We start from the raw sequence: 22,021 nt of genomic DNA, 5'->3' as shown, positions 1-22,021 counted from the left end.
TTTCTCGCCGAGCAGTCGCGAAAGCCCCCTCAATCCCGCTTTGGAGGGGGCTTTCGCGACTGCTCGCGCAATAGGGTGGCGACTGCTGCGATATCGACCGGGCCGACCCGGCAGCAGCCGCCGACGATGCGCGCCCCGGCGGCTACCCACGCCGGCACCAGGGCGGGGGAGAAGCGCGCTGGACCGGACCAGCGACCCGCGCTCCAGCCTTCGCCACTGTTGGGGTAGACGATCACCGGCTTTCCGGTGATCTCGCGGGCGATCTCGATCGCCGGCAGGACATCGTCCGGGGCGCAGCAATTCACGCCCACCGCGACGATCTGTGGCACCCCGGCGGCGACGGCGAATGCGTCGGTCAGCGGTTGGCCGGCGCGGGTCGCGTTGCCCTCGATGGTGTAGCTGAGCCAGGCCGGAACGTCGGCCTCGCTCACCAGGTGCAGCAGTGCCTCGGCCTCGTCGACGTCCGGGACGGTTTCGAGCGCGAGCACATCGGCCCCGGCGTCGGCCAGGATCTCCAGCCGGGGGCGGTGCCAGGCCGTCAACTCCGAGACCGAAAGCCCATAACGGCCAACGTATTCCGAGCCATCGGCGCGCGCGGCGCCGTACGGGCCGACCGACGCCGCTACCCAGTGCCCAGGTGCGCCGCCGCCGGCCAGGCGGGCCAGGTCCACGCTGCGGCGCAGCAGCCGTTCGGCGGCCCGGCGATCGATCCCCCGGGCGGCGAAACCGTCGAAACTCGCCTGATAGCTGGCGGTGGTCGCGATCATCGCCCCGGCGGCGAAGAAGGCGGCGTGCACCGCGGCGATGTCGTCGGGGGCATCGAGCAGCAGGCGGGCCGACCACAGCGGGTCGCAGAAGTCCCCGGAAAGATCAAAGCCGCGGGCTTCCAGTTCGGTGGCCAACCCGCCATCGGCGACGATCACGGTATCGTCGGGCACGGCGAACCCCACGTTCGCCACTGTAGGGCTCCGAGTTGCCGCCCGCCTCACAGCGGGGTAACGGCGACGATTCGCTCACGCCGCGCCAGCGCGTCACGCGCCGGGTGGGGCAGTTGGGGCGATATCTTCTTGGAGCACACGGACAGCAACGAATACCAACGACGCGATTCGGCCTTATCGGTCGCCTCGCATCGGAACAAGCGGGTAGCGTCGGGGCCAGACACCGGTACCTCGACGACTGACGGCGAACAGGAAGTAGGTCCTCACGCACCATGGCGCGCATCGGAGACGGCGGTGACTTGCTGAAATGTTCGTTCTGCGGGAAGAGCCAGAAGCAGGTCAAGAAGCTCATTGCGGGTCCCGGCGTCTACATCTGCGATGAGTGCATCGACCTGTGCAACGAGATCATCGAAGAGGAGCTGGCCGACGCCGACGACGTCAAGCTCGACGAGCTGCCCAAGCCCGCTGAGATCCGGGACTTCCTGGAGGGCTACGTCATCGGCCAGGACACGGCCAAGCGCACCTTGGCGGTGGCTGTCTACAACCACTACAAGCGCATCCAGGCCGGCGAGAAGAGCCGGGATTCCCGCTCCGGTGAGCCCGTTGAGCTGACCAAGTCCAACATCTTGATGCTGGGCCCCACCGGCTGCGGCAAGACCTACCTGGCCCAGACGCTGGCCAAGATGCTCAATGTCCCGTTTGCGATAGCGGATGCGACAGCGCTCACCGAGGCGGGCTACGTCGGCGAAGACGTGGAGAACATTCTGCTCAAGCTGATTCAGGCCGCCGACTATGACGTCAAGCGCGCCGAGACCGGCATCGTCTACATCGACGAGGTCGACAAGATCGCCCGCAAGAGCGAGAACCCGTCGATAACCCGCGACGTCTCCGGTGAGGGCGTGCAGCAGGCGCTGCTGAAGATTCTGGAAGGCACCCAGGCGTCGGTTCCGCCGCAGGGCGGCCGCAAGCACCCGCACCAGGAGTTCATCCAGATCGACACCACCAACGTGCTGTTCATCGTGGCCGGCGCGTTCGCCGGGTTGGAGAAGATCGTCGCCGACCGGGTTGGCAAGCGCGGCTTGGGTTTCGGCGCCGAAGTCCGGTCCAAGGCGGAGGTCGATACCGTCGACCACTTCGCCGAGGTGATGCCCGAAGACCTGATCAAGTTCGGTCTGATCCCCGAGTTCATCGGCCGGCTGCCGGTGGTGGCCTCGGTGACGAACCTGGACATGGAGTCGTTGGTCAAGATCCTTTCGGAGCCGAAGAACGCTCTGGTCAAGCAGTACACCCGACTGTTCGAGATGGACGGGGTGGAGCTGGAGTTCAGCCAGGACGCGCTGGAGGCGATCGCCGATCAGGCCATCCACCGTGGCACCGGGGCACGTGGCCTGCGGGCAATCATGGAAGAAGTGCTGCTGCCGGTGATGTATGACATCCCCAGCCGCAACGACGTCGCCAAGGTCGTGGTCACCAAGGAAACGGTGCAGGACAACGTGTTGCCGACGATCGTGCCGCGCAAGACCTCGCGTGCCGAGCGTCGCGACAAGACCGCCTGATCCGAGCGCGGGCACGCCCGTCGCGACGGGTTACTCACCGGTAGCGAACTTTTCTTAAAGTTCGACTGGCGTCAAACGTGACCAAAACCACATTTTTGCCGGAAGTCGACCGAGAACCATACCGTGACGTCGGTGTTTGTCGGTAAGTCGGTCGGGTTCCGATACGGTGTGGCGTCGAACCGTCTCTAAGAACGGTGCAATAATCGGTACTGCCAGTGACAGAAAAACGTGTGGGTTGCGCCAGCCGCGCTGTGCGGGCCCGGTCAGACAGTGATGGAAGGCGGGGGCCGTGGGTCCGAGCGGTAACGGAGCCGGGTCGGCGCCCGGGCGCCAAAAACTCGAAAAAGTAGTAATCCGCTTCGCTGGCGACTCCGGCGACGGCATGCAGCTCACCGGCGACCGCTTCACCTCCGAAGCGGCGTTGTTCGGCAACGACCTGGCCACCCAGCCCAACTACCCGGCCGAGATCCGCGCCCCGCAGGGCACCCTGCCGGGCGTGTCGTCGTTCCAGATCCAGATCGCCGACTTCGACATCCTCACCGCCGGTGACCGCCCCGACGTGCTGGTGGCGATGAACCCGGCGGCGCTGAAGGCCAACATCGGCGACCTGCCGCGCGGCGGGATGGTGATCGTCAACTCCGACGAGTTCACCAAGCGCAACCTGGCCAAGATCGGCTACGAGGCCAATCCGCTTGAGACCGAGGCGCTCTCCGACTACGTGGTGGTCCCGGTCGCGATGACCTCGCTGACCCTGGGCGCCGTCGAGGCGATCGGCGCCACCAAGAAGGACGGCGCGCGGGCCAAGAACATGTTCGCGCTCGGCCTGCTGTCGTGGATGTACGGCCGGCCCATCGAGACCAGTGAGCAGTTCATCCGGGAGAAGTTCGCCAAGAAGCCCGATGTCGCCGACGCCAACGTGCTGGCGCTCAAGGCGGGCTGGAACTACGGCGAGACCACCGAGGCGTTCGGCACCACCTATGAGATCTCACCGGCCAAGCTGCCACCGGGGGAGTACCGCCAGATCTCGGGCAACACCGCCTTGGCCTACGGCGTGATCGCCGCCGGTCAGCTCGCCGACACGCAGGTGCTGCTGGGGACTTACCCCATCACCCCGGCGTCGGACATCCTGCACGAGCTGTCCAAGCACAAGAACTTCAACGTGCTGACCTTCCAGGCCGAAGACGAGATCGCCGGTATCGGCGCGGCGATCGGCGCCTCCTACGGCGGCGCGCTGGGCGTCACCAGCACCTCCGGTCCGGGCCTGGCGCTCAAGGCCGAGGCGCTGGGCTTGGCCGTGATGACCGAACTGCCGCTGCTGCTGATCAACGTCCAGCGTGGCGGTCCGTCGACCGGGCTGCCCACCAAGACCGAGCAGGCCGACCTGTTGCAGGCACTCTATGGCCGCAACGGCGAGTCACCGGTCGCGGTGGTGGCGCCATGCACGCCGTCGGACTGCTTCGACGCCGCCATCGACGCCGTCCGGATCGCGCTGACCTACCGCACCCCGGTGGTGCTGCTCTCCGACGGCGCGATCGCCAACGGCTCCGAGCCGTGGCGCATCCCCGACATCAGCGCGATCGAGCCCATCGAACGCAACCTGGCCAAGGCCGGGGAGGAATTCCAGCCCTACGCGCGTGACCCGCAGACCCTGGCGCGCCAGTTCGCCATCCCCGGCACCCCCGGTCTGGAGCACCGCATCGGCGGTCTGGAGAAGGCCAACGGCTCCGGCGCGATCTCCTACGAGCCGGCCAACCACGACCTGATGGTGCGGCTGCGGCAGGCCAAGATCGACGGCATCAAGGTGCCCGACCTGGTCGTCGACGACCCGACCGGTGACGCCGAACTGCTGATGCTGGGCTGGGGCAGCTCGTACGGTCCGATCGCCGAGGCGTGCCGGCGGGCCCGGCGCGGCGGCGTGAAGGTCGCGCAGGCTCACCTGCGGCACCTCAGCCCGTTTCCGGCCAACCTGGGCGAGGTGCTGCGGCGCTACCCGAAGGTGGTGCTGCCGGAGATGAACCTGGGCCAGTTGGCGCTGCTGCTGCGCGGCCGCTACCTGGTCGATGTCCAGTCGGTGACCAAGGTCGCCGGTCAGGCGTTCCTCGCCGACGAGGTCGAGGCGATCATTGACGACGCGCTGGCCGGGACGCTGGCCGAGCGGGAGAACGAGAAGGCGTCGCTGGCCACGGCCGCGGCGGTGACCATCGCGGGCAGTACAGCAGGAGCGAATTCATGACCACAACCGAACCCGCCAGCTCCCTGGTAGGCACCGAGCTGGGGCTGACCGCCCTGAGCGGGGTGCCCACCACCGACGAGCCGCAGAAGTCCAAGGACTTCACCTCCGACCAGGAAGTGCGTTGGTGCCCGGGCTGTGGCGACTACGCGATCCTCAACTCGATCCGCAACTTCCTGCCCGAGCTGGGGGTGCGCCGAGAGAACGTGGTGTTCGTCAGCGGCATCGGTTGCTCGAGCCGGTTCCCGTACTACATGAACACCTACGGGGTGCACTCGATCCACGGCCGCGGCCCGACGTTCGCCACCGGGCTGGCGACCGCTCGGCCGGATCTGTCGGTGTTCCTGATCACCGGTGACGGCGACGCGCTGTCCATCGGCGGCAACCACCTGATCCACACGCTGCGCCGGAACGTCAACCTCACCATCCTGCTGTTCAACAACCGGATCTACGGGCTGACCAAGGGGCAGTACTCGCCGACGTCGGAGACCGGCAAGATCACCAAGTCCACACCGTTCGGTTCGCTGGACAACCCGTTCAACCCGGTCTCGCTGGCGATCGGCGCCGAGGCGACCTTCGTCGGCCGTGCCCTGGACTCCGACCGCAAGGGCCTCACCGAGGTGCTGCGCGGCGCCATGGAACACCGCGGTTCGGCACTGGTGGAGATCCTGCAGGACTGCCCGGTGTTCAACGACGGTTCCTTCGACCTGCTGCGCAAGGAGGGTGCGGAGAACCGCATCATCAACCTCCGGCAGGGCGAGAAGGTCACCTTCGGTGCCGAGGGCGAGTACTGCGTGATCAAGTCCGGCTTCGGGCTTGAGGTCGCCAAGACCGCCAACGTCTCGGCCGAGCAGATCGTCGTGCACGATGCCACGCTGCCCGACTCGTCCTACGCGTTCGCGTTGTCACGGCTCTCCGAGCAGGATCTGTCGCACTTCCCGATGGGCATCTTCCGCAAGGTCAACAAGCCCACCTACGACGACCTGGCGCGCGCGCAGGTCGCCGAGGCCCGCCAGGCCACCGCGCACGACACCGCCGCCCTGCAGGCGCTGCTGCGTGGCCGCGACACCTGGACCGTGGATTGAGGCGAGCCCTAAGGCCATGACCGGCCGACGGGTCGGTCTAGCCGGTGTTGTGCTCGCCGGTGGCGCATCGCGCCGGATGGGCCGCGACAAGGCCACCCTGACCGTGGCGGGTCGATTCGACGGCCGCACCCTGGTCGAGCACCTGGTATCGGTGGTCGCCCAGTGCTGCGATCCGGTCTTCGTGGTGGCCGCCCCGGGGCAGGCCCTTCCCGCATTGCCGGCGCAGGTGTTGCGCGACGAGGTGCCCGGGCTGGGGCCACTGCCCGCGGTCGGCCTGGGGTTGCGTGCCGCCGCGCGCGCCGGCGCGGATCGGGCGTTCGTCTGCGCGGTCGACATGCCGTTTCTGGCGCCCGCGGTGATCGACCTGCTCGCCGGCGCACATCCCGGTGCCGACGTGGTGCTGCCGCGGGCAGGCCGGGACCACTATCTGGCCGCGGTGTACCGGACGGCACTGGCCGGAACCATCGAAGCCTTGGTCGCCGATGGGGAGCGCCGGGTGAGGGCGTTGGTCGACATGGTCGAGGCGCAACGGATCGAACTCGAGGATCCGGCGCCGCTGGCCAACCTCAACTCTCCGGATGACATCGCCGGCCTCTGCTGAGCCCACACGCGACCCGACCGCCAGCAAGGGCGAAATGGGACAGCAAATACGGTGACGAAGGTGATGAAATGTATTTGGTTCCGCTGCCGACGCGTTGAATAAACGTTCGTGTTATCGCTGTGAAATAGGACCTTTATCAAAAGTCGAGGGCCTCGACCGTCGACGGTCGAAGAGTGCTGATCATTCGACGAAAGCTGTTGTGGTGCAGCAGGAGTCATGCCGTTCTTCCACCGTGGCAGGCCGGGCGACCCGTTCGGACGCCGGTCTCGTCGCTCTCGGTCGCAATTGGATCTGTCGCGTATAGCTGTGCGGTGATACCGCCCATTCGTCACGCTGATTACCGGCTGTCCCGCCCGCAGTGCCCCGGGTAGCGGGCGAGCGCGAATATGGGTCCTGAACTGCGAGTTACGGCGGAGCTGGCGCAGTTCGGCCCGTCGCGGGCACGCGAGTCAGTGGCCCAGCCCACAAAATGTCCGTGATTTGACTCACGAAAAACAACCTAGCCGGTGGACGCTTAGAAAGACTAAAAGCTGTCGGTGACCTGGCGAAACCATTCGTCGCGGTGGTGTGATGGTTTCGTTATCCCTCCGAAATGCGTTCGTCATGCGGTTGGACTTCTCGCATGAACGTTTCGTAAGTTTCCCCTCGCCCGAATGCAGGGCAAACAAAGTGAATCCACGGAACCGCGTGTGAGCGGGGCCGCGGGCGGCCCTCATGAATGCTTCCGCGGTGCCGGGTGTCATCCCGGCGGGCAGCCCTTGCCCCCGCTGTCGTGCCTGACCTAGACGGCACGTCTCGAAGATCAATCCCGCCTGAGGTCCATCCCGGCTGCACTTCGGAGCGCGCACCGCGAAAGGAACAATGTTGAAGAAGGTCCGTAAGCCCCTCACCCTGGCCGCGATCGCCGGCGCGCTGATCACCGGTGCGGTGGCACTCTCCGACGCGACCGCCAGGGCGGACAGCGTCAACTGGGACGCCATCGCGGCCTGCGAGTCCGGCGGCAACTGGTCGATCAACACCGGCAACGGTTACTACGGCGGTCTGCAGTTCAACGCCGGCACCTGGCGTGCCAACGGCGGCAGCGGCATGCCCCACCTCGCCAGTCGGTCCGAGCAGATCCGGGTGGCCGAGAACGTGCTGCGCAGCCAGGGCATCGGCGCGTGGCCGGTCTGCGGCCGTCGCGGCTGACCTTCCAGTCGACGGCGCCGGGCGATGAGCCCGGCGCCGTCGCCGTTTGCCGATCCGGACACCGGTAGCGTCAGGCTCATGTCTGAGACGCCACGTGAGTTCGACGTCATCGTCTACGGAGCGACCGGTTTCGCAGGGAAGCTGACTGCCCAATACCTGTCCCGCGCCGGCGGTGACGCCCGAATCGGGCTGGCGGGCCGTTCCGCGGAGCGACTGCGCGCGGTCCGCGACGAGCTCGGTACCGCGGCACAAGACTGGCCGATCGTGGTTGCCGACGCCGAAAAATCCGCGACGCTGGAGGCGATGGCGGCCCGCACCCGGGTGGTCATCACCACCGTCGGCCCCTACACCCGATACGGAATGCCACTGGTCGCGGCGTGTGCGGCGGCGGGCACCGACTATGTCGACCTCACCGGCGAGGCGATGTTCGTGCGGGAGAGCATCGACCGCTACCACCGCCAGGCCGCCGAGAACCGGGCGCGCATCGTGCACGCCTGCGGTTTCGACTCCATCCCGTCGGATATGAGCGTCTATGCGCTTTACCGGGCGGCCCGCGACGAGGGCACCGGTGACCTGCTGGACACCGACCTCGTCGTGCGGGGCTTCTCCGGAGGTGTGTCCGGCGGAACCCTCGCCTCGATGATCGAGGTGCTGAGCGCCGTCTCCAGCGACCCGGAGGTCAGGCGCCGGCTCGCCGATCCCCACACGCTCAGTGTTGACCGGATCGCGGAACCCAGGCTGGGCCCCGAACCCGACCTGAGCTGGCGCCGGGGCCGGGACATCGCGCCGGAACTGGATGGGATCTGGACCGCCGGGTTCGCCATGGCGCCCTATAACACCCGCATCGTGCGGCGCAGCAATGGATTGCTGGACTGGGCCTACGGCCGCCGTTTCCGCTACGCCGAGCACATGAGTACCGGCTCGTCGGCCGCGGCACCTGTGCTGTCGGGAATGGCGACCGCGCTGGGCAAGGTGACCTTCGGGCTCGGCGGCCATCTTTTCCGGCTGCTGCCGTCCGGTTTACTCGACCGGGTTTTGCCCAAACCGGGAACCGGCCCCAGCCGAAGCACGCGCGAGAACGGCTACTACCGTCTGGAGACCTACACCACCACTAGCACCGGAGCCCGCTACCTGGCGGTCATGGCGCAGCAGGGTGACCCTGGCTACCAGGCCACCTCGGTGCTGCTGGGCGAGAGCGCGCTGGCGCTGGCGCTGGACCGCGACGCCTTGTCCGACCACTACGGGGTGCTCACCCCGGCGGCCGCGATGGGTGATGCGCTGCTGGTTCGGCTGCGCGCAGCGGGTGTGACGCTGGACGTTTCCCGGCTGAACTGACCGGTGCGGGCCGGCGGCGCTTTCCGCTAATGTCATCTTCGACCGCAGTCACGGCAGCACCCAGCAACGAAGGTGGAACTCTCATGGCCGGCCTCGACGATCTTTTCGCGCAGATCCCCGTACAAGACATCGCCAATCAGCTCGGCGCCGATTCGGGCGAGGTGGACAACACCATCCGTACCCTGGTGCCGGTGCTCGTCGGCGGATTGAGCCAGAACGCCCAGGACCCGGGCCAGGCCGACGACATCGCCAGCAAGGCCAACAGCTTCGCGGCGCAGGGGCTGCTGGGAAACGCGTTCGCCGGCAACCAGGCCGAAGGCCAGCAGGTGATCTCGACCATCTTCGGCGGCAACGACACCAGCCAGGTCGCTTCGGCACTGTCGGGTGCCGGCGCCGGAAACAACGACCTGCTGCAAAAGCTGCTCCCGATCATCGCTCCGATCGTGCTCGCCTACATCGGCAAGCAACTGTCGGGCCAGAAGGCCGAGCCGGCCCAGCAGCAGGCCTCCGGGGGCGGCGGACTCGGTGATGTTCTCGGCAGCATCCTCGGCGGTATGAGCGGCGGTGGCAGCGCCCAGAACCAGTCGATGGGCAGCATCCTGGGGAACATGATCGGCGGCAAGACCGGCGGCGCCATCGGCGACATCCTCGGCGGACTGCTCGGCGGCAAGAAATAGGCACTCGTTACCAGCCCCCGGACCGATCCCGGTCCGGGGGCTGTCACGTGCAGTGGGCCGTCGTTCCTAGAATTGAGCGGTGACCGCCACCCCCGACGCTGCCAACACCGAACACCTGCCCAAATCCTGGGAGCCGAGTGCGGTCGAGGACGCGATCTACCAGCGCTGGGTCGATGCCGGCTACTTCACGGCGGACCCGACCAGTACCAAGCCCGGCTATTCGATCGTGCTTCCGCCGCCGAACGTCACCGGCAGCCTGCACATGGGGCACGCACTCGACCACACCCTGATGGACGCGTTGACCCGCCGCAAGCGGATGCAGGGCTACGAGGTGTTGTGGCTGCCGGGCATGGATCACGCCGGTATCGCCACGCAGAGCGTGGTGGAGCGGCGGCTGAACGCCGCCGGGCAGACCAAGGAGGAATTGGGACGCGAAGGCTTCGTCGAGCAGGTCTGGGACTGGAAGCGGGAATCCGGCGGCACCATCGGCACCCAGATGCGCCGGATCGGCGACGGGGTGGACTGGAGCCGCGAGCGGTTCACCATGGACGATGGCCTGTCGCGCGCCGTCCGCGTCATCTTCAAGCGCCTCTATGATGCGGGCCTGATCTACCAGGCCGAGCGGCTGGTCAACTGGTCACCGGTGCTGGAGACCGCGATCAGCGACCTCGAGGTCAAATACGACGACATCGAGGGCGAACTGGTGTCGTTCCGGTACGGCTCCCTCGACGACGGGCAACCCCATATCGTGGTGGCCACCACCCGGCTGGAGACGATGCTCGGCGACACCGCGATCGCGGTGCACCCCGACGACGACCGGTACCGCGACCTGGTCGGGACCAGCCTGCCGCACCCGTTCCTGGACCGGCAGATCGGCGTGGTCGCCGATGCGCACGTGGACCCCGAATTCGGCACCGGCGCCGTCAAGGTCACCCCCGCCCACGACCCCAACGACTTCGAGATCGGGCTGCGGCACCAGTTGGCGATGCCGACCATCCTGGACACCAAGGGCCGGATCACCGGAACCGGCACGCAGTTCGACGGCATGGACCGATTCGAGGCGCGTGTCGCGGTGCGCGAAGCGCTGGCCGACCAAGGGCGCATCGTCGCCGAGAAGCGGCCCTACCTGCACAGCGTCGGGCATTCCGAACGCAGCGGCGAGGTCATCGAGCCGCGCCTGTCGATGCAGTGGTGGGTCAACGTCTCCTCGCTGGCCAAGGCCGCCGGGGACGCGGTGCGTAACGGCGACACCGTCATCCACCCGAAAAGCCTGGAGCCCCGCTGGTTTTCCTGGGTCGACGACATGCACGACTGGTGCATCTCCCGGCAGCTGTGGTGGGGTCACCGCATCCCGATCTGGCACGGGCCCAACGGCGAGAAGGTCTGTGTCGGGCCGGATGAAACCCCGCCGGAGGGCTGGGAGCAGGATCCCGACGTGCTCGACACCTGGTTCTCCTCGGCGTTGTGGCCGTTCTCCACGATGGGCTGGCCCGACGCCACCGCCGAGCTGGAGAAGTTCTATCCCACAACGGTTCTGGTGACCGGTTACGACATCCTGTTCTTCTGGGTCGCCCGGATGATGATGTTCGGCACCTTCGTCGCCGACGATCCCGCCCTGCGGGGCGGCAAGGTGCCGTTCGAGAACGTGTTCCTGCACGGCCTGATCCGCGACGAGCACGGGCGCAAGATGAGCAAGTCCCGCGGCAACGGCATCGACCCACTGGACTGGGTGGACGCCTTCGGCGCCGACGCCCTGCGGTTCACGCTGGCTCGCGGCGCGAGCCCCGGCGGCGACCTGTCGATCGGCGAGGATCATGCCCGCGCGTCGCGCAACTTCGTCACCAAGCTGTTCAACGCCACTCGATTCGCACTGATCAACGGCGCGCGACCCGCCCCGTTGCCGGCGCTCGAGGAGCTCACCGATGCCGACCGGTGGATTCTGGGGCGGTTGGAAGAGGTTCGCGCCGAGGTGGATTCGGCTTTCGAGGGCTATGAGTTCGGCCGGGCCTGCGAGGCGCTGTACCACTTCGCGTGGGACGAGTTCTGCGACTGGTATGTCGAACTGGCCAAGACCCAGCTGGGTCAGGGGATTGCCTACACCACCGCCGTGCTGGCCGCGGTGCTCGACACGTTGCTGCGGTTGTTGCACCCGGTGATCCCGTTCGTCACCGAGACGCTGTGGCAGGAACTCACTGGCGCAGAGTCACTGGTGATCGCGGACTGGCCCGAGCCGTCTGGAATCGTCCTGGACCGTGTTGCCGCGCAACGGATCACCGACATGCAAAAGCTCGTGACCGAGGTGCGCCGGTTCCGCAGCGACCAGGGGCTGCGTGACCGGCAGAAGGTCCCGGCCCGACTGTCCGGTATTGACGACGCCGACCTGGCCACCCAGGTGGCCGCGCTGACCTCGCAGGCCTGGCTGACCGAGCCCGGCGCGGATTTCGCACCGTCGGCCACGGTCGAGGTGCGGCTGGGCCCCGCCCACAGCGCCAGCACCGTCGTGGTGGAACTGGACACCTCCGGCACCGTCGATGTCGCCGCCGAGCGCCGGCGCCTGGAGAAGGATCTCGCCGCTGCGGAGAAGGAGTTAGCGGCCACCGCGGCGAAGCTGGGCAATGAGGCGTTTCTGGCCAAGGCGCCGGAAGCCGTCGTCGACAAGATCCGAGGCCGCCAGCAATTGGCCCGAGACGAGGTCGACCGGATCACCGCGCGTCTTTCGGCCCTGGCATGACCGAGCACCCGGTCGGTGCCGAGCCGACACCGGACGAGATCGCGGCGCTGCTGCAGGTCGAGCACCTACTCGATCAGCGCTGGGGCGAAACCAAGATCGAACCCAGCCTGACCCGGATCAACGCCCTGCTGGAACTGCTCGGCTCCCCGCAGCGCGGGTATCCGTCGATTCACGTCGCCGGCACCAACGGCAAAACCTCGGTGGTGCGGATGATCGACGCGTTGCTGACGGCGTTTTCTCGCCGCACCGGGCGCACCACCAGCCCGCACCTGCAGTCGGCGGTCGAGCGCATCGGGATCGACGGTGTGCCGATCAGTCCCGCCAAATATGTGGAGATCTACGCTGAGATCGAACCGTTCGTGCAGCTGGTGGACGCGTCCTCGCAAGCCGAGAACGGGCCTGCCATGAGCAAGTTCGAGGTGCTCACCGGGATGGCCTTCGCGGCGTTCGCCGACGCCCCGGTCGACGTCGCCGTGGTGGAGGTCGGGATGGGCGGCCGCTGGGACGCCACCAACGTCGTCGAGGCACCCGTCGCGGTCATCACCCCGATCGGTGTCGATCACGTCGACTACCTCGGTGACGACATCGCCGGGATCGCTGCAGAGAAGGCCGGCATCATCCACCGCTCGTCGGACGAACTGACCGACACTGTCGCGGTGATCGCCCGTCAGACACCCGAGGTGATGGACGTGCTGCTGACGCAGTCGGTGCGTGCCGACGCAGCGGTCGCGCGGGAGAACTCCGAGTTCGCGGTACGCAGCCGCCAACTGGCGATCGGTGGTCAGCTGTTGGAGTTGCAGGGCCTGGGCGGGGTGTACTCGGACATCTTCTTGCCGCTGCACGGCGAGCACCAGGCGCACAATGCGGTGCTGGCCCTGGCGGCGGTGGAGGCGTTCTTCGGCGCGGGCGCCGAGCGCCAGCTCGACGCCGACACGGTTCGGTCGGGCTTCGCCGCGGTGCGCAGTCCGGGCCGGCTCGAGCGGATGCGCAGCTCGCCCACCGTCTTCATCGACGCCGCCCACAATCCGGCCGGCGCCGCTGTGCTGGCCCAGGCGCTGACCGAGGATTTCGGCTTTCGGTTCCTGGTCGGCGTGGTCAGCGTGTTGGGGGATAAGGACGCCGACGGCATCCTTGCCGCTCTGGAGCCGGTTTTTGACCGGATCGTGGTGACCCACAACGGTTCCCCGCGTGCGGTGGATGTCGAGACGCTGACCGCCGTCGCGCTACGGTGGTTCGGTGAAGATCGGGTGGTGACGACCGACACGCTCGAGGACGCCATCGACACCGCGACCGCACTGGTCGACGAATTCGACTCCGACGGTGACACCACCGGAACCGGCATCGTGATCACCGGCTCAGTGGTCACCGCTGGTGCCGCCCGCACCTTGTTCGGAAAGGATCCGGCATGAGCGACCCAACGGGGGCGCCCGATCCGTGGCGCGGTTTCCGCGGCGTGATGTCGGCGACGCTGATCCTCGAGGCGATCGTGGTGCTGTTGGCGCTGCCGGTGGTCCACGTGGTCGGCGGCGGGCTCTCGCCGGTGTCGCTGGCCTACCTGCTCGGTCTGGCGCTGGTGTTGCTGCTGTTCACCGGTATCCAGGGCCGGCCCTGGGCGATCTGGGCCAATCTGGGTCTGCAAGTGGTGCTGGTCGCAGGCTTTGTGGTCTATCCGGCGGTGGGGATCATGGGGCTGGTGTTCGCCGTGGTGTGGGGATTGATCGCGCACTTCCGTGCCGAGGTGTTGCGCCGCCAGTGACGAGGCGGAGCGAAGCGACGGTGAGGAACGGCGTGTTGGTGCCGCTCGTGGCCGAGCGGCGATTCGGTACGCTGTCGCCCGTGCCGCTGGCGACGACCGGTGGGGTACCCGGCCGCGCGGCGGCGAGGGACACGGAGCGATGGATGAGGAGCGGCGCTTCATGACTGAGCGGACCTTGGTGCTGATCAAGCCGGACGGCGTCAACCGCCGGCTGGTGGGCGAGATCATCAGCCGGATCGAGAAGAAGGGCCTGACGCTGGCGGCGCTGGAATTGCGGCCGGTGCAGCAGGCGGTGGCCCGGCAGCACTATGGCGAGCACGAGGGCAAGGCGTTCTTCGCCTCACTGCTGGACTTCATCACCTCCGGCCCGGTGGTCGCGGCCGTGGTGGAGGGGCCGCGGGCCATCGAGGCGTTCCGGCAGCTCGCCGGCGGTACCGATCCGGTCGCCAAGGCCACGCCCGGCACCATCCGCGGTGACTTCGGGTTGGAGACCCAGTTCAACCTGGTGCACGGCTCCGACTCGCCGGAGTCGGCCGAGCGCGAGATCGCGCTGTGGTTTCCCGACCTGAAGCCGTCGGCGCCGACGTCCCCGATGACACTGGCCTGACGTCGGAGTTAATGCCTTTCGACCGGCTTGGTCTGGTTGTGTGGGATACTGGCCAATGGGTGAACGTCACCGGACCGGTGTCCGACACCCGAATGAAGACTTAGGCGAGTGCGACGGTCGCGAGATGTGATGCGGCGCCGATCGCCGGTCCTCATTCAGCCAGGCACCGAGTCGGTTCCACCCGAGCCCCTCGGAGCGAGACCACCACAAGCCCGGGGAAGTGAGCCGGGCGAATAACGAGAAGCCCTCGCGTGGCCGCGTCGTAACGACGCGCCCGGGGGCTTGAGGAGAATACGTGGCAGACCCGTCTCTTTTTAAGAGCCCTTTTTCCGATGTACCAGCGGAGCCGACCGAGCAGGATGAGCTGCCGGACCGGCTGCGGGTCCACTCGCTGGCGCGGGTTCTGGGCACCACCAGCAAACGGGTTCTCGACGCGCTGACCGAGCTGGACGGCCGGGCGCGCAGCGCCCACTCCAGCGTCGATCGGGTCGAAGCGGTCCGCGTTCGCGACCTGCTGGGTTCTACCGAATCGCCCAGCACCGAGGTGTCCGGGGAGTCCGGGGACGCCGTCGACGAGCCGGAGTCCCGGCTGTTGCTGGAGACCGCCCCGGAGGCGGCCAACGCGCGGGTCGACTACATGCCGTTGTTCGTGGCGCCGCAACCGGTCACGTTCGAGCCGTCGCCGCCTGGGGAGTCCGACGCCGAGTCCGACGATGACGACGACCTCGGCTCCGACGGCGACGACGAGAACGGGGACCGGCCCGCCAGTCGGCGTCGCCGCCGCGGCCGGCGCGGTCGCGGCCGGGGCCGCGGCTCCGACGGCGCTGCCTCGGACGACGTGGCCGACGCCGCCGACGCCGACGACGACAGCGAGGACGACGATTCGGCCGCGGAGTCCGACGAGACCTCGGACGCCGAGGACACCGGCGACGACGACGGTGATGCGGCCGACGAATCGGGCAGCCGGCGTCGGCGCCGTCGGCGCCGGCGCAAGACCGGCAACGGCGATGACGAGGACACCGGGTCGTCTGACGACCCACCGAACACCGTCGTGCACGAACGGACGCCGCGAAAGGCCACCAGGAGCACCAAGAGCTCTTCGGACGACGAGATCCAGGGCATCACCGGCTCGACGCGGCTCGAGGCCAAACGGCAGCGTCGCCGCGACGGCCGCGACGCCGGGCGCCGCCGGCCGCCGATCCTGAGCGAGGCCGAGTTCCTGGCCCGCCGCGAGGCCGTCGAACGCCGGATGGTGGTTCGCGACCGGATCCGCACCGAGCCACCGCACACCGGCGCGCGCTACACCCAGATCGCCGTGCTCGAAGACGGCGTCATGGTCGAACACTTCGTCACCTCGGCCGCGTCGACCTCGCTGGTGGGCAACGTCTACCTGGGCATCGTGCAGAACGTGCTGCCCTCGATGGAGGCCGCCTTCGTCGACATCGGTCGGGGCCGCAACGGTGTGCTCTACGCCGGCGAGGTCAACTGGGAGGCCGCCGGCCTGGGCGGCGCCAACCGCAAGATCGAGCAGGCGCTCAAACCCGGCGACTATGTCGTGGTGCAGGTCAGCAAGGATCCGATCGGGCACAAGGGCGCCCGGCTGACCACCCAGGTGTCGCTGGCCGGCCGCTACCTGGTGTATGTGCCGGGCGCCTCGTCGACCGGGATCAGCCGCAAACTGCCCGACACCGAGCGTCAACGGCTCAAGGAAATCCTGCGCGAGGTGGTGCCCCCCGACGCCGGCGTGATCATCCGCACCGCGTCGGAGGGCGTCAAAGAAGAAGACATCCGCGCCGACGTGGAACGCCTCCAGGAGCGCTGGAACCAGATCGAGGCGACCGCGGCCGAGACCAAGGCGAAAGCCGCGGGCGCGGCCGTGGCGCTCTACGAAGAGCCCGATGTCCTGGTCAAAGTGATCCGCGACCTGTTCAACGAGGACTTCTCCGAGCTGGTGGTCTCCGGTGACGACGCCTGGGCGACGATCAACGAGTACGTGGGGTCGGTGGCGCCCGAACTGGTGTCGAAGCTGACCCGCTACCAGCCGCCGGAGGGACCGGAGGGGCAGGCCGGACCGGACGTGTTCGCCGTTCACCGCATCGACGAGCAACTGGCCAAGGCGATGGACCGCAAGGTCTGGCTGCCCTCGGGTGGAACCCTGGTGATCGACCGGACCGAAGCCATGACGGTCGTCGACGTCAACACCGGCAAGTTCACCGGTTCCGGGGGCAACCTCGAGGAGACGGTGACCAAGAACAACTTGGAAGCCGCCGAGGAGATCGTGCGGCAACTGCGGCTGCGCGATATCGGCGGCATCATCGTCATCGACTTCATCGACATGGTGCTGGAGTCCAACCGTGACCTGGTGTTACGCCGGCTGACCGAGGCCCTGGGCCGTGACCGCACTCGCCACCAGGTGTCGGAGGTGACCTCGCTCGGCCTGGTGCAGCTGACGCGCAAGCGGCTGGGAACCGGGCTGATCGAGGCGTTCTCGACGTCGTGTCAGCACTGTTCCGGGCGCGGCATCATGCTGCACGCCGACCCGGTCGACTCGGCGGCACCCGGGCGCAGGTCCGAACCGAGCGGCCGTCGCAGCAGACGGTCGAAGAAGCCCAAGGCCGACGAGCCGGTCGTGGCGAAGGTGCCGGCGCACACCCCCGGTGACCATCCGATGTTCAAGGCGATGGCCGCGGCGAGTGACCGCAGCGACGACGAGTCCGATGACGACGCGAAGGTCGAGGCCATGGCGACGGCGTCGGCCGGGGAGCCGCGGCCGGCCGTTGAGGATGAGCCCCAGCTGCCCGGTACCGCGCTCGCCGAGGACACTGACGGCGCCGATGACGCCGATGACGCCGAGGACACCGACTACACGGACGACGCCGACGACTCCTACGACGGTGAGGACGACGCTGACGACGCCGAGGACGCCGACGACGATGCCGAGGACACCGACGAAGAGGTCGAAGTCGACCTCGACGACGATGACGACGACTTCGACGACGATCTGGACGTCATCGACGAGTCCGACGAGTCCGACGAGCCCGACGACGACGTCGATGACGACGAGTCCGGCCAGGAGACCTTGGCCGCGGCGGCGCCCTACGAACGTCCCCGGCGCCGGCGGGCGGCTATCCGGCCGGCGGGGCCGCCCAGTTGAGCAAGGCCGGTTTGACCCCTTAGCCGCTGGTCACGTACCCTAGACCAGTTGTCGCCAGGCGGGATAACCACAGCTCGGCGGACAGAACCCCAGACACCTGCGCAAGTCCCGATGGCGTGCGCGCCCGAGAAGCAGAGGTAGAAACCAACGATGGCGACGTACGCAATCGTCAAGACCGGCGGCAAGCAGTACAAGGTTGCCGTCGGTGACGTGGTCAAGGTCGAGAAGCTCGATTCGGAGCCGGGTTCGTCGGTCTCGCTGCCGGTCGCGCTGGTCGTGGACGGCACCACCGTCACGACCGACGCCGGCAAGCTGGCGAAGGTCGCGGTCACCGGCGAGGTGCTCGAGCACACCAAGGGCCCCAAGATCCGCATCCACAAGTTCAAGAACAAGACCGGCTACCACAAGCGGCAGGGTCACCGTCAGCAGCTGACCGTGCTCAAGGTCACCGGAATCAAGTAGGGAGCGAACAAGATGGCACACAAGAAGGGCGCTTCCAGCTCACGCAACGGGCGCGACTCGAACGCGCAGCGACTCGGCGTCAAGCGGTTCGGCGGCCAGGTCGTCAAGGCCGGCGAGATTCTGGTGCGGCAGCGCGGCACCCACTTCCACCCCGGCATCAACGTCGGCCGCGGCGGTGACGACACCCTGTTCGCCACGGCTCCCGGTGCGGTCGAGTTCGGCCTGAAGCGCGGCCGCCAGACCGTCAACATCGTTCCTGTCGCCCGCGTCGAGAGCTAACCAACCGGCCCCGCGCCGCGAACGTGCACTGACTGCGAAAATGGGCGACAAAATTCGCAGTGGTTGCACGCTCGGTGTGTGGGTTGGGTGAGAGGAAAGCTCGATGTCCCGGTTCGTCGACCGCGTCGTCATTCATGTGCGCGCCGGCGACGGGGGTAACGGCTGCGCGTCCATTCACCGGGAGAAATTCAAGCCGCTGGGCGGCCCGGACGGCGGTAACGGCGGTCGAGGCGGCAGTGTCGTGCTGGTCGTCGACCCGGGCGTGCACACCCTGTTGGACTTTCATTTCCGCCCGCACATCAAGGCCGCGTCCGGCAAGCAGGGCCAGGGCAGCAACAAGGACGGCGCTGCCGGAACGGACCTGGAGATAAAGGTGCCCGACGGCACCGTCGTGCTCGACGAAGACGGCCGGCTGGTGGCAGACCTGGTCGGCGCCGGTGCCCGCTTCGAGGCCGCCGCCGGTGGCCGCGGCGGGCTGGGCAACGCCGCGTTGGTGTCGCGAGCCCGCAAGGCGCCCGGTTTCGCATTGCTCGGGGAGAAGGGTGAGACCCGCGACCTCACGCTGGAACTCAAGACCGTCGCCGACGTCGGCCTGATCGGGTTTCCCTCGGCCGGCAAATCCGCGCTGGTGTCGGTGATCTCGGCGGCCAAGCCGAAGATCGCCGATTACCCGTTCACCACGCTGGCGCCGAACCTGGGCGTGGTCTCGGCCGGAGACAACACCTTTACCGCCGCCGACGTGCCCGGCCTGATCCCGGGTGCCTCGGCTGGACGCGGGCTGGGCCTGGACTTCTTGCGCCACATCGAACGGTGCGCGGTGTTGGTGCACGTGGTCGATTGTGCGACCGCCGAGCCGGGCCGTGATCCACTCTCCGACATCGAGGCGATCGAAGCCGAACTGGCCGCCTACACCCCGACCATGCAAGGGGATTCGGGGCTCGGCGACCTGGTGGATCGGCCGCGCGCGGTGGTGCTCAACAAGATCGACGTGCCCGAAGCGCGGGAGATGGCGGAATTCGTTCGAGACGATATCGTGGCCGAGCGCGGCTGGCCGGTGTTCATGGTGTCGACAGTGAGCCGGGAAGGCCTGCGGCCGTTGGTTTTTGCGCTGGCGGAGATGGTGACGGCGTATCGCGCCGCGCAGCCGGAACCGGTTGCTCGCCGGCCGGTGATCCGGCCGATACCCACCGGGGAGACCGGGTTCAGCGTGGCGCCCGACGGCGAAGGCGGTTTCGTCGTGCGAGGATCGCGCCCGGAGCGCTGGGTGCACCAGACCAACTTCGACAACGACGAGGCGGTCGGCTACCTGGGTGACCGGTTGGCGCGGCTCGGGGTCGAGGACGAGTTGCTGCGGCTGGGCGCCACGCCGGGCTGCGCGGTGACCATCGGGGAGATGACGTTCGACTGGGAGCCGGCCACGCCGGCCGGTGTGGACGTCACGCTGTCCGGGCGGGGCACCGACAGCCGGCTGGAGCGCACCGAACGGGTGGGGGCCGCCGAACGCAAGATCGCGCGCAAGCAGCGGCGTGAGCAGTCGGACGAGGCATGACCAGCACGGCCCGAGCGGCGATCCGCACCGCACGCAGCGTCGTCGTCAAGATCGGCACCACCGCGCTGACCGCCGACAACGGCATGTTCGACCCGGACCGGCTGGCCGGGCTGGCCGAGGCGATCGAGTCCCGGATGAAAGCCGGCTCGGACGTGGTCATCGTGTCGTCCGGTGCTATCGCCGCCGGTCTCGAACCACTCGGCTTGGCCAAGCGGCCCACCGATCTGGCCACCAAGCAGGCCGCCGCCAGCGTGGGCCAGGTGGCGTTGGTCAATGCCTGGAGTGCGGCCTTCGGCCGGTTCGGCCGCACCGTCGGACAGGTGCTGCTCACCGCCCAGGACGTCTCGATGCGGGTGTCGCACACCAACGCGCAGCGCACCCTGGACCGGCTACGGGCACTGCACGCGGTGGCGATCGTCAACGAGAACGACACGGTGGCCACCAACGAGATCCGGTTCGGCGACAACGACCGGCTCTCGGCGTTGGTGGCGCACCTGGTCGGCGCCGACGCGCTGGTGTTGCTCTCCGACATCGACGGCCTCTACGACGCCGACCCCCGCAAGGGGCCGGCCCGGTTGGTTCCCGAGGTGTCCGGCCCGCAGGACCTCACCGGAGTGGTGGCCGGTGAGGGCAGTCAGCTGGGCACCGGCGGCATGGTGTCGAAACTGTCGGCGGCGTTGCTGGCCGCCGATGCCGGCGTTCCGGTGTTGCTGGCCGCCGCCGCCGACGCTGCCGCGGCCCTCTCGCACGCAGCGGTGGGGACTGTGTTCGCCGCCCGGCCGCAACGGTTGTCGGCGCGCCGGTTCTGGGTGCGCCACGCCGCCGACGCGGCGGGCACGTTGACGCTCGACGCCGGGGCGGTCGAGGCGGTGTTGCAACGGCGCCGCTCACTGTTGGCGGCCGGCATCACCGGGGTGTCGGGCAGATTCCACGGCGGCGACGTGGTCGACCTGTGTGGCCCGGACGCCTCGGTGGTGGCGCGCGGTGTCGTCGGTTACGACGCGACGGAGCTGGCGGCCATGATCGGTCGTTCCACCGCGGAGTTGGCGCCGGATGCCCGCCGCCCCGTCGTCCACGCCGACGACCTGGTGGCAGTGTAGGACCACCGGCATGGGTACCGTTTTCACCATCGACGGCGCCGGATGGAGCGGGTTGCTGCGGTTCATGTGCCGCGGTGCTGTCACCAGGGGCAAGAGAATCCGGAACGTCAAGTACCCCAACACCTACGTCGACGGCTTGCGGTATGTCCCGGCGGTCCGGGCGGTGGAACGAGGTGTGCAGGCCCTCGACGACATGCTGACCGCGCACTTCGACGGCCACCCCGCTGCCGATGACGTGCTGGTCTACGGCGTGAGCATGGGGGCGCAGGTTGCCTGCAAGTGGCTGCGCGAGCGTGGCGCGACCTCGACAGTCCCCGTCGACAAGGTGTCGTTTCTGCTGTTGGCCAATCCCGAGCAGCCGTTCCACGGCATCTACCGGGCCGATCCCAAACTGGTGAAGTTCATGACGCTGCCCGATTACGGCGGTGTGGGCGTGCCGGCGGCCACCCCGTTCCCGGTGACCGACGTCTGCCGTCAGTACGACGGCATGGCTGACTTCCCCAATCTACCTGCCGCACAGGTGAAATCACGTGCAGTCGTCAACGCGTTGCTGGGTCTGCTGACTGTCCACAACAACTACTTCCGGCTCGACATCGACAGCCCCGATAACGTCCGTGTCCACCGCGGCAACATCACCTACGTGTTCTCCCCGACGCGGGTACCTCCGATCTGCCGCTTCACGGCGCTGTCGCCCATCCAGCGGAACCGGCAGCGTCAGCAGATCGAGAACTGCTATGACCGCTCGGCCTGGCCCGGCCGAGTCGCGCTGTAGC

At 68.0% G+C, this 22,021-nt stretch carries 17 protein-coding genes and 1 pseudogene; 17 read left to right on the top strand and 1 reads right to left on the bottom strand.

Annotated elements, in window-relative coordinates; all coding sequences use genetic code 11:
* Nucleotides 1–29: 29 nt before the first annotated feature.
* Nucleotides 30–959: a homocysteine S-methyltransferase gene (gene mmuM, locus ACAG20_RS02105; protein ID WP_112683863.1), complete on the bottom strand. Its 930-nt coding sequence runs from the start codon at nucleotides 957–959 to the stop codon at nucleotides 30–32.
* Nucleotides 960–1,210: 251 nt separating this feature from the next.
* On the opposite strand from mmuM, the gene clpX reads away from it, so the two are divergent.
* From clpX to ACAG20_RS02020, 17 genes and pseudogenes are all read left to right on the top strand, one after another.
* A complete protein-coding gene (gene clpX / locus ACAG20_RS02100; RefSeq protein WP_112683864.1) occupies nucleotides 1,211–2,494 on the top strand; it encodes an ATP-dependent Clp protease ATP-binding subunit ClpX in 1,284 nt (427 codons plus the stop codon).
* Nucleotides 2,495–2,783: 289 nt separating this feature from the next.
* Nucleotides 2,784–4,727 (top strand): 2-oxoacid:acceptor oxidoreductase subunit alpha, encoded by a 1,944-nt coding sequence (locus ACAG20_RS02095; protein ID WP_112683865.1) that lies wholly within the window; start codon nucleotides 2,784–2,786, stop codon nucleotides 4,725–4,727.
* Nucleotides 4,724–5,809: a 2-oxoacid:ferredoxin oxidoreductase subunit beta gene (locus tag ACAG20_RS02090; protein ID WP_112683866.1), complete on the top strand. Its 1,086-nt coding sequence runs from the start codon at nucleotides 4,724–4,726 to the stop codon at nucleotides 5,807–5,809. Before ACAG20_RS02095 ends, ACAG20_RS02090 begins: the two co-directional genes overlap by 4 nt.
* A gap of 16 nt (nucleotides 5,810–5,825) precedes the next feature.
* Entirely contained in the window at nucleotides 5,826–6,410 is a 585-nt protein-coding gene (mobA, locus tag ACAG20_RS02085; protein WP_112683867.1) for a molybdenum cofactor guanylyltransferase, read from the top strand.
* Nucleotides 6,411–7,364: 954 nt separating this feature from the next.
* Nucleotides 7,365–7,598 (top strand): annotated as a pseudogene (locus ACAG20_RS02080) (transglycosylase family protein); the annotation flags it as partial.
* A gap of 78 nt (nucleotides 7,599–7,676) precedes the next feature.
* The gene (locus ACAG20_RS02075; RefSeq protein ID WP_370491353.1) at nucleotides 7,677–8,933 is read left to right on the top strand and encodes a trans-acting enoyl reductase family protein; all 1,257 of its coding nucleotides are present in this window, start codon (nucleotides 7,677–7,679) and stop codon (nucleotides 8,931–8,933) included.
* A gap of 83 nt (nucleotides 8,934–9,016) precedes the next feature.
* Nucleotides 9,017–9,610, top strand: coding sequence for a DUF937 domain-containing protein (locus tag ACAG20_RS02070; protein WP_112683870.1), 594 nt, complete (start codon nucleotides 9,017–9,019; stop codon nucleotides 9,608–9,610).
* A gap of 79 nt (nucleotides 9,611–9,689) precedes the next feature.
* Nucleotides 9,690–12,341, top strand: a complete 2,652-nt coding sequence (locus tag ACAG20_RS02065; protein ID WP_370491352.1) for a valine--tRNA ligase — start codon at nucleotides 9,690–9,692, stop codon at nucleotides 12,339–12,341.
* Nucleotides 12,338–13,750, top strand: a complete 1,413-nt coding sequence (locus tag ACAG20_RS02060; protein WP_370491351.1) for a folylpolyglutamate synthase/dihydrofolate synthase family protein — start codon at nucleotides 12,338–12,340, stop codon at nucleotides 13,748–13,750. Before ACAG20_RS02065 ends, ACAG20_RS02060 begins: the two co-directional genes overlap by 4 nt.
* On the top strand, nucleotides 13,747–14,097 hold the full coding sequence (locus ACAG20_RS02055; RefSeq protein ID WP_112683873.1) for a DUF4233 domain-containing protein: 351 nt from the start codon (nucleotides 13,747–13,749) through the stop codon (nucleotides 14,095–14,097). The genes ACAG20_RS02060 and ACAG20_RS02055 overlap by 4 nt, the downstream gene beginning before the upstream one ends.
* Before the next feature lie 160 nt (nucleotides 14,098–14,257).
* Nucleotides 14,258–14,704, top strand: coding sequence for a nucleoside-diphosphate kinase (gene ndk, locus ACAG20_RS02050; RefSeq protein WP_112683881.1), 447 nt, complete (start codon nucleotides 14,258–14,260; stop codon nucleotides 14,702–14,704).
* A 295-nt stretch (nucleotides 14,705–14,999) separates the two neighbouring features.
* Entirely contained in the window at nucleotides 15,000–17,858 is a 2,859-nt protein-coding gene (locus ACAG20_RS02045) for an Rne/Rng family ribonuclease (protein WP_370491350.1), read from the top strand.
* Nucleotides 17,859–18,008: 150 nt separating this feature from the next.
* On the top strand, nucleotides 18,009–18,320 hold the full coding sequence (rplU, locus tag ACAG20_RS02040) for a 50S ribosomal protein L21 (RefSeq protein ID WP_013828400.1): 312 nt from the start codon (nucleotides 18,009–18,011) through the stop codon (nucleotides 18,318–18,320).
* 12 nt (nucleotides 18,321–18,332) lie between these two features.
* Nucleotides 18,333–18,599: a 50S ribosomal protein L27 gene (gene rpmA / locus ACAG20_RS02035; RefSeq protein ID WP_370491349.1), complete on the top strand. Its 267-nt coding sequence runs from the start codon at nucleotides 18,333–18,335 to the stop codon at nucleotides 18,597–18,599.
* Between the two features lie 103 nt (nucleotides 18,600–18,702).
* Nucleotides 18,703–20,148 carry a GTPase ObgE gene (gene obgE, locus ACAG20_RS02030; RefSeq protein WP_370491348.1) on the top strand — a complete coding sequence of 482 codons (1,446 nt, stop codon included), beginning with the start codon at nucleotides 18,703–18,705 and terminating at the stop codon, nucleotides 20,146–20,148.
* Nucleotides 20,145–21,248, top strand: a complete 1,104-nt coding sequence (gene proB / locus ACAG20_RS02025; RefSeq protein WP_370491347.1) for a glutamate 5-kinase — start codon at nucleotides 20,145–20,147, stop codon at nucleotides 21,246–21,248. The genes obgE and proB overlap by 4 nt, the downstream gene beginning before the upstream one ends.
* A gap of 10 nt (nucleotides 21,249–21,258) precedes the next feature.
* Nucleotides 21,259–22,020 carry a PE-PPE domain-containing protein gene (locus ACAG20_RS02020; RefSeq protein WP_370491346.1) on the top strand — a complete coding sequence of 254 codons (762 nt, stop codon included), beginning with the start codon at nucleotides 21,259–21,261 and terminating at the stop codon, nucleotides 22,018–22,020.
* Nucleotide 22,021 lies beyond the last annotated feature (1 nt).

Origin of the sequence: Mycobacterium sp. pW045, from assembly GCF_041287085.1 — a bacterium.
GTDB classification, from domain to species: Bacteria; Actinomycetota; Actinomycetes; order Mycobacteriales; family Mycobacteriaceae; genus Mycobacterium; species Mycobacterium algericum_A.
This window is presented reverse-complemented; position numbering and strand designations above follow the sequence as displayed.

Coding starts and splice junctions, on each gene's coding strand:
- clpX (WP_112683864.1), top strand. CDS start 1,211: ATGGCGCGCATCGGAGACGGCGGTGACTTGCTGAAATGTTCGTTCTGC.
- ACAG20_RS02090 (WP_112683866.1), top strand. CDS start 4,724: ATGACCACAACCGAACCCGCCAGCTCCCTGGTAGGCACCGAGCTGGGG.
- mobA (WP_112683867.1), top strand. CDS start 5,826: ATGACCGGCCGACGGGTCGGTCTAGCCGGTGTTGTGCTCGCCGGTGGC.
- ACAG20_RS02075 (WP_370491353.1), top strand. CDS start 7,677: ATGTCTGAGACGCCACGTGAGTTCGACGTCATCGTCTACGGAGCGACC.
- ACAG20_RS02070 (WP_112683870.1), top strand. CDS start 9,017: ATGGCCGGCCTCGACGATCTTTTCGCGCAGATCCCCGTACAAGACATC.
- ACAG20_RS02060 (WP_370491351.1), top strand. CDS start 12,338: ATGACCGAGCACCCGGTCGGTGCCGAGCCGACACCGGACGAGATCGCG.
- ACAG20_RS02055 (WP_112683873.1), top strand. CDS start 13,747: ATGAGCGACCCAACGGGGGCGCCCGATCCGTGGCGCGGTTTCCGCGGC.
- ndk (WP_112683881.1), top strand. CDS start 14,258: ATGACTGAGCGGACCTTGGTGCTGATCAAGCCGGACGGCGTCAACCGC.
- rplU (WP_013828400.1), top strand. CDS start 18,009: ATGGCGACGTACGCAATCGTCAAGACCGGCGGCAAGCAGTACAAGGTT.
- rpmA (WP_370491349.1), top strand. CDS start 18,333: ATGGCACACAAGAAGGGCGCTTCCAGCTCACGCAACGGGCGCGACTCG.
- obgE (WP_370491348.1), top strand. CDS start 18,703: ATGTCCCGGTTCGTCGACCGCGTCGTCATTCATGTGCGCGCCGGCGAC.
- proB (WP_370491347.1), top strand. CDS start 20,145: ATGACCAGCACGGCCCGAGCGGCGATCCGCACCGCACGCAGCGTCGTC.
- ACAG20_RS02020 (WP_370491346.1), top strand. CDS start 21,259: ATGGGTACCGTTTTCACCATCGACGGCGCCGGATGGAGCGGGTTGCTG.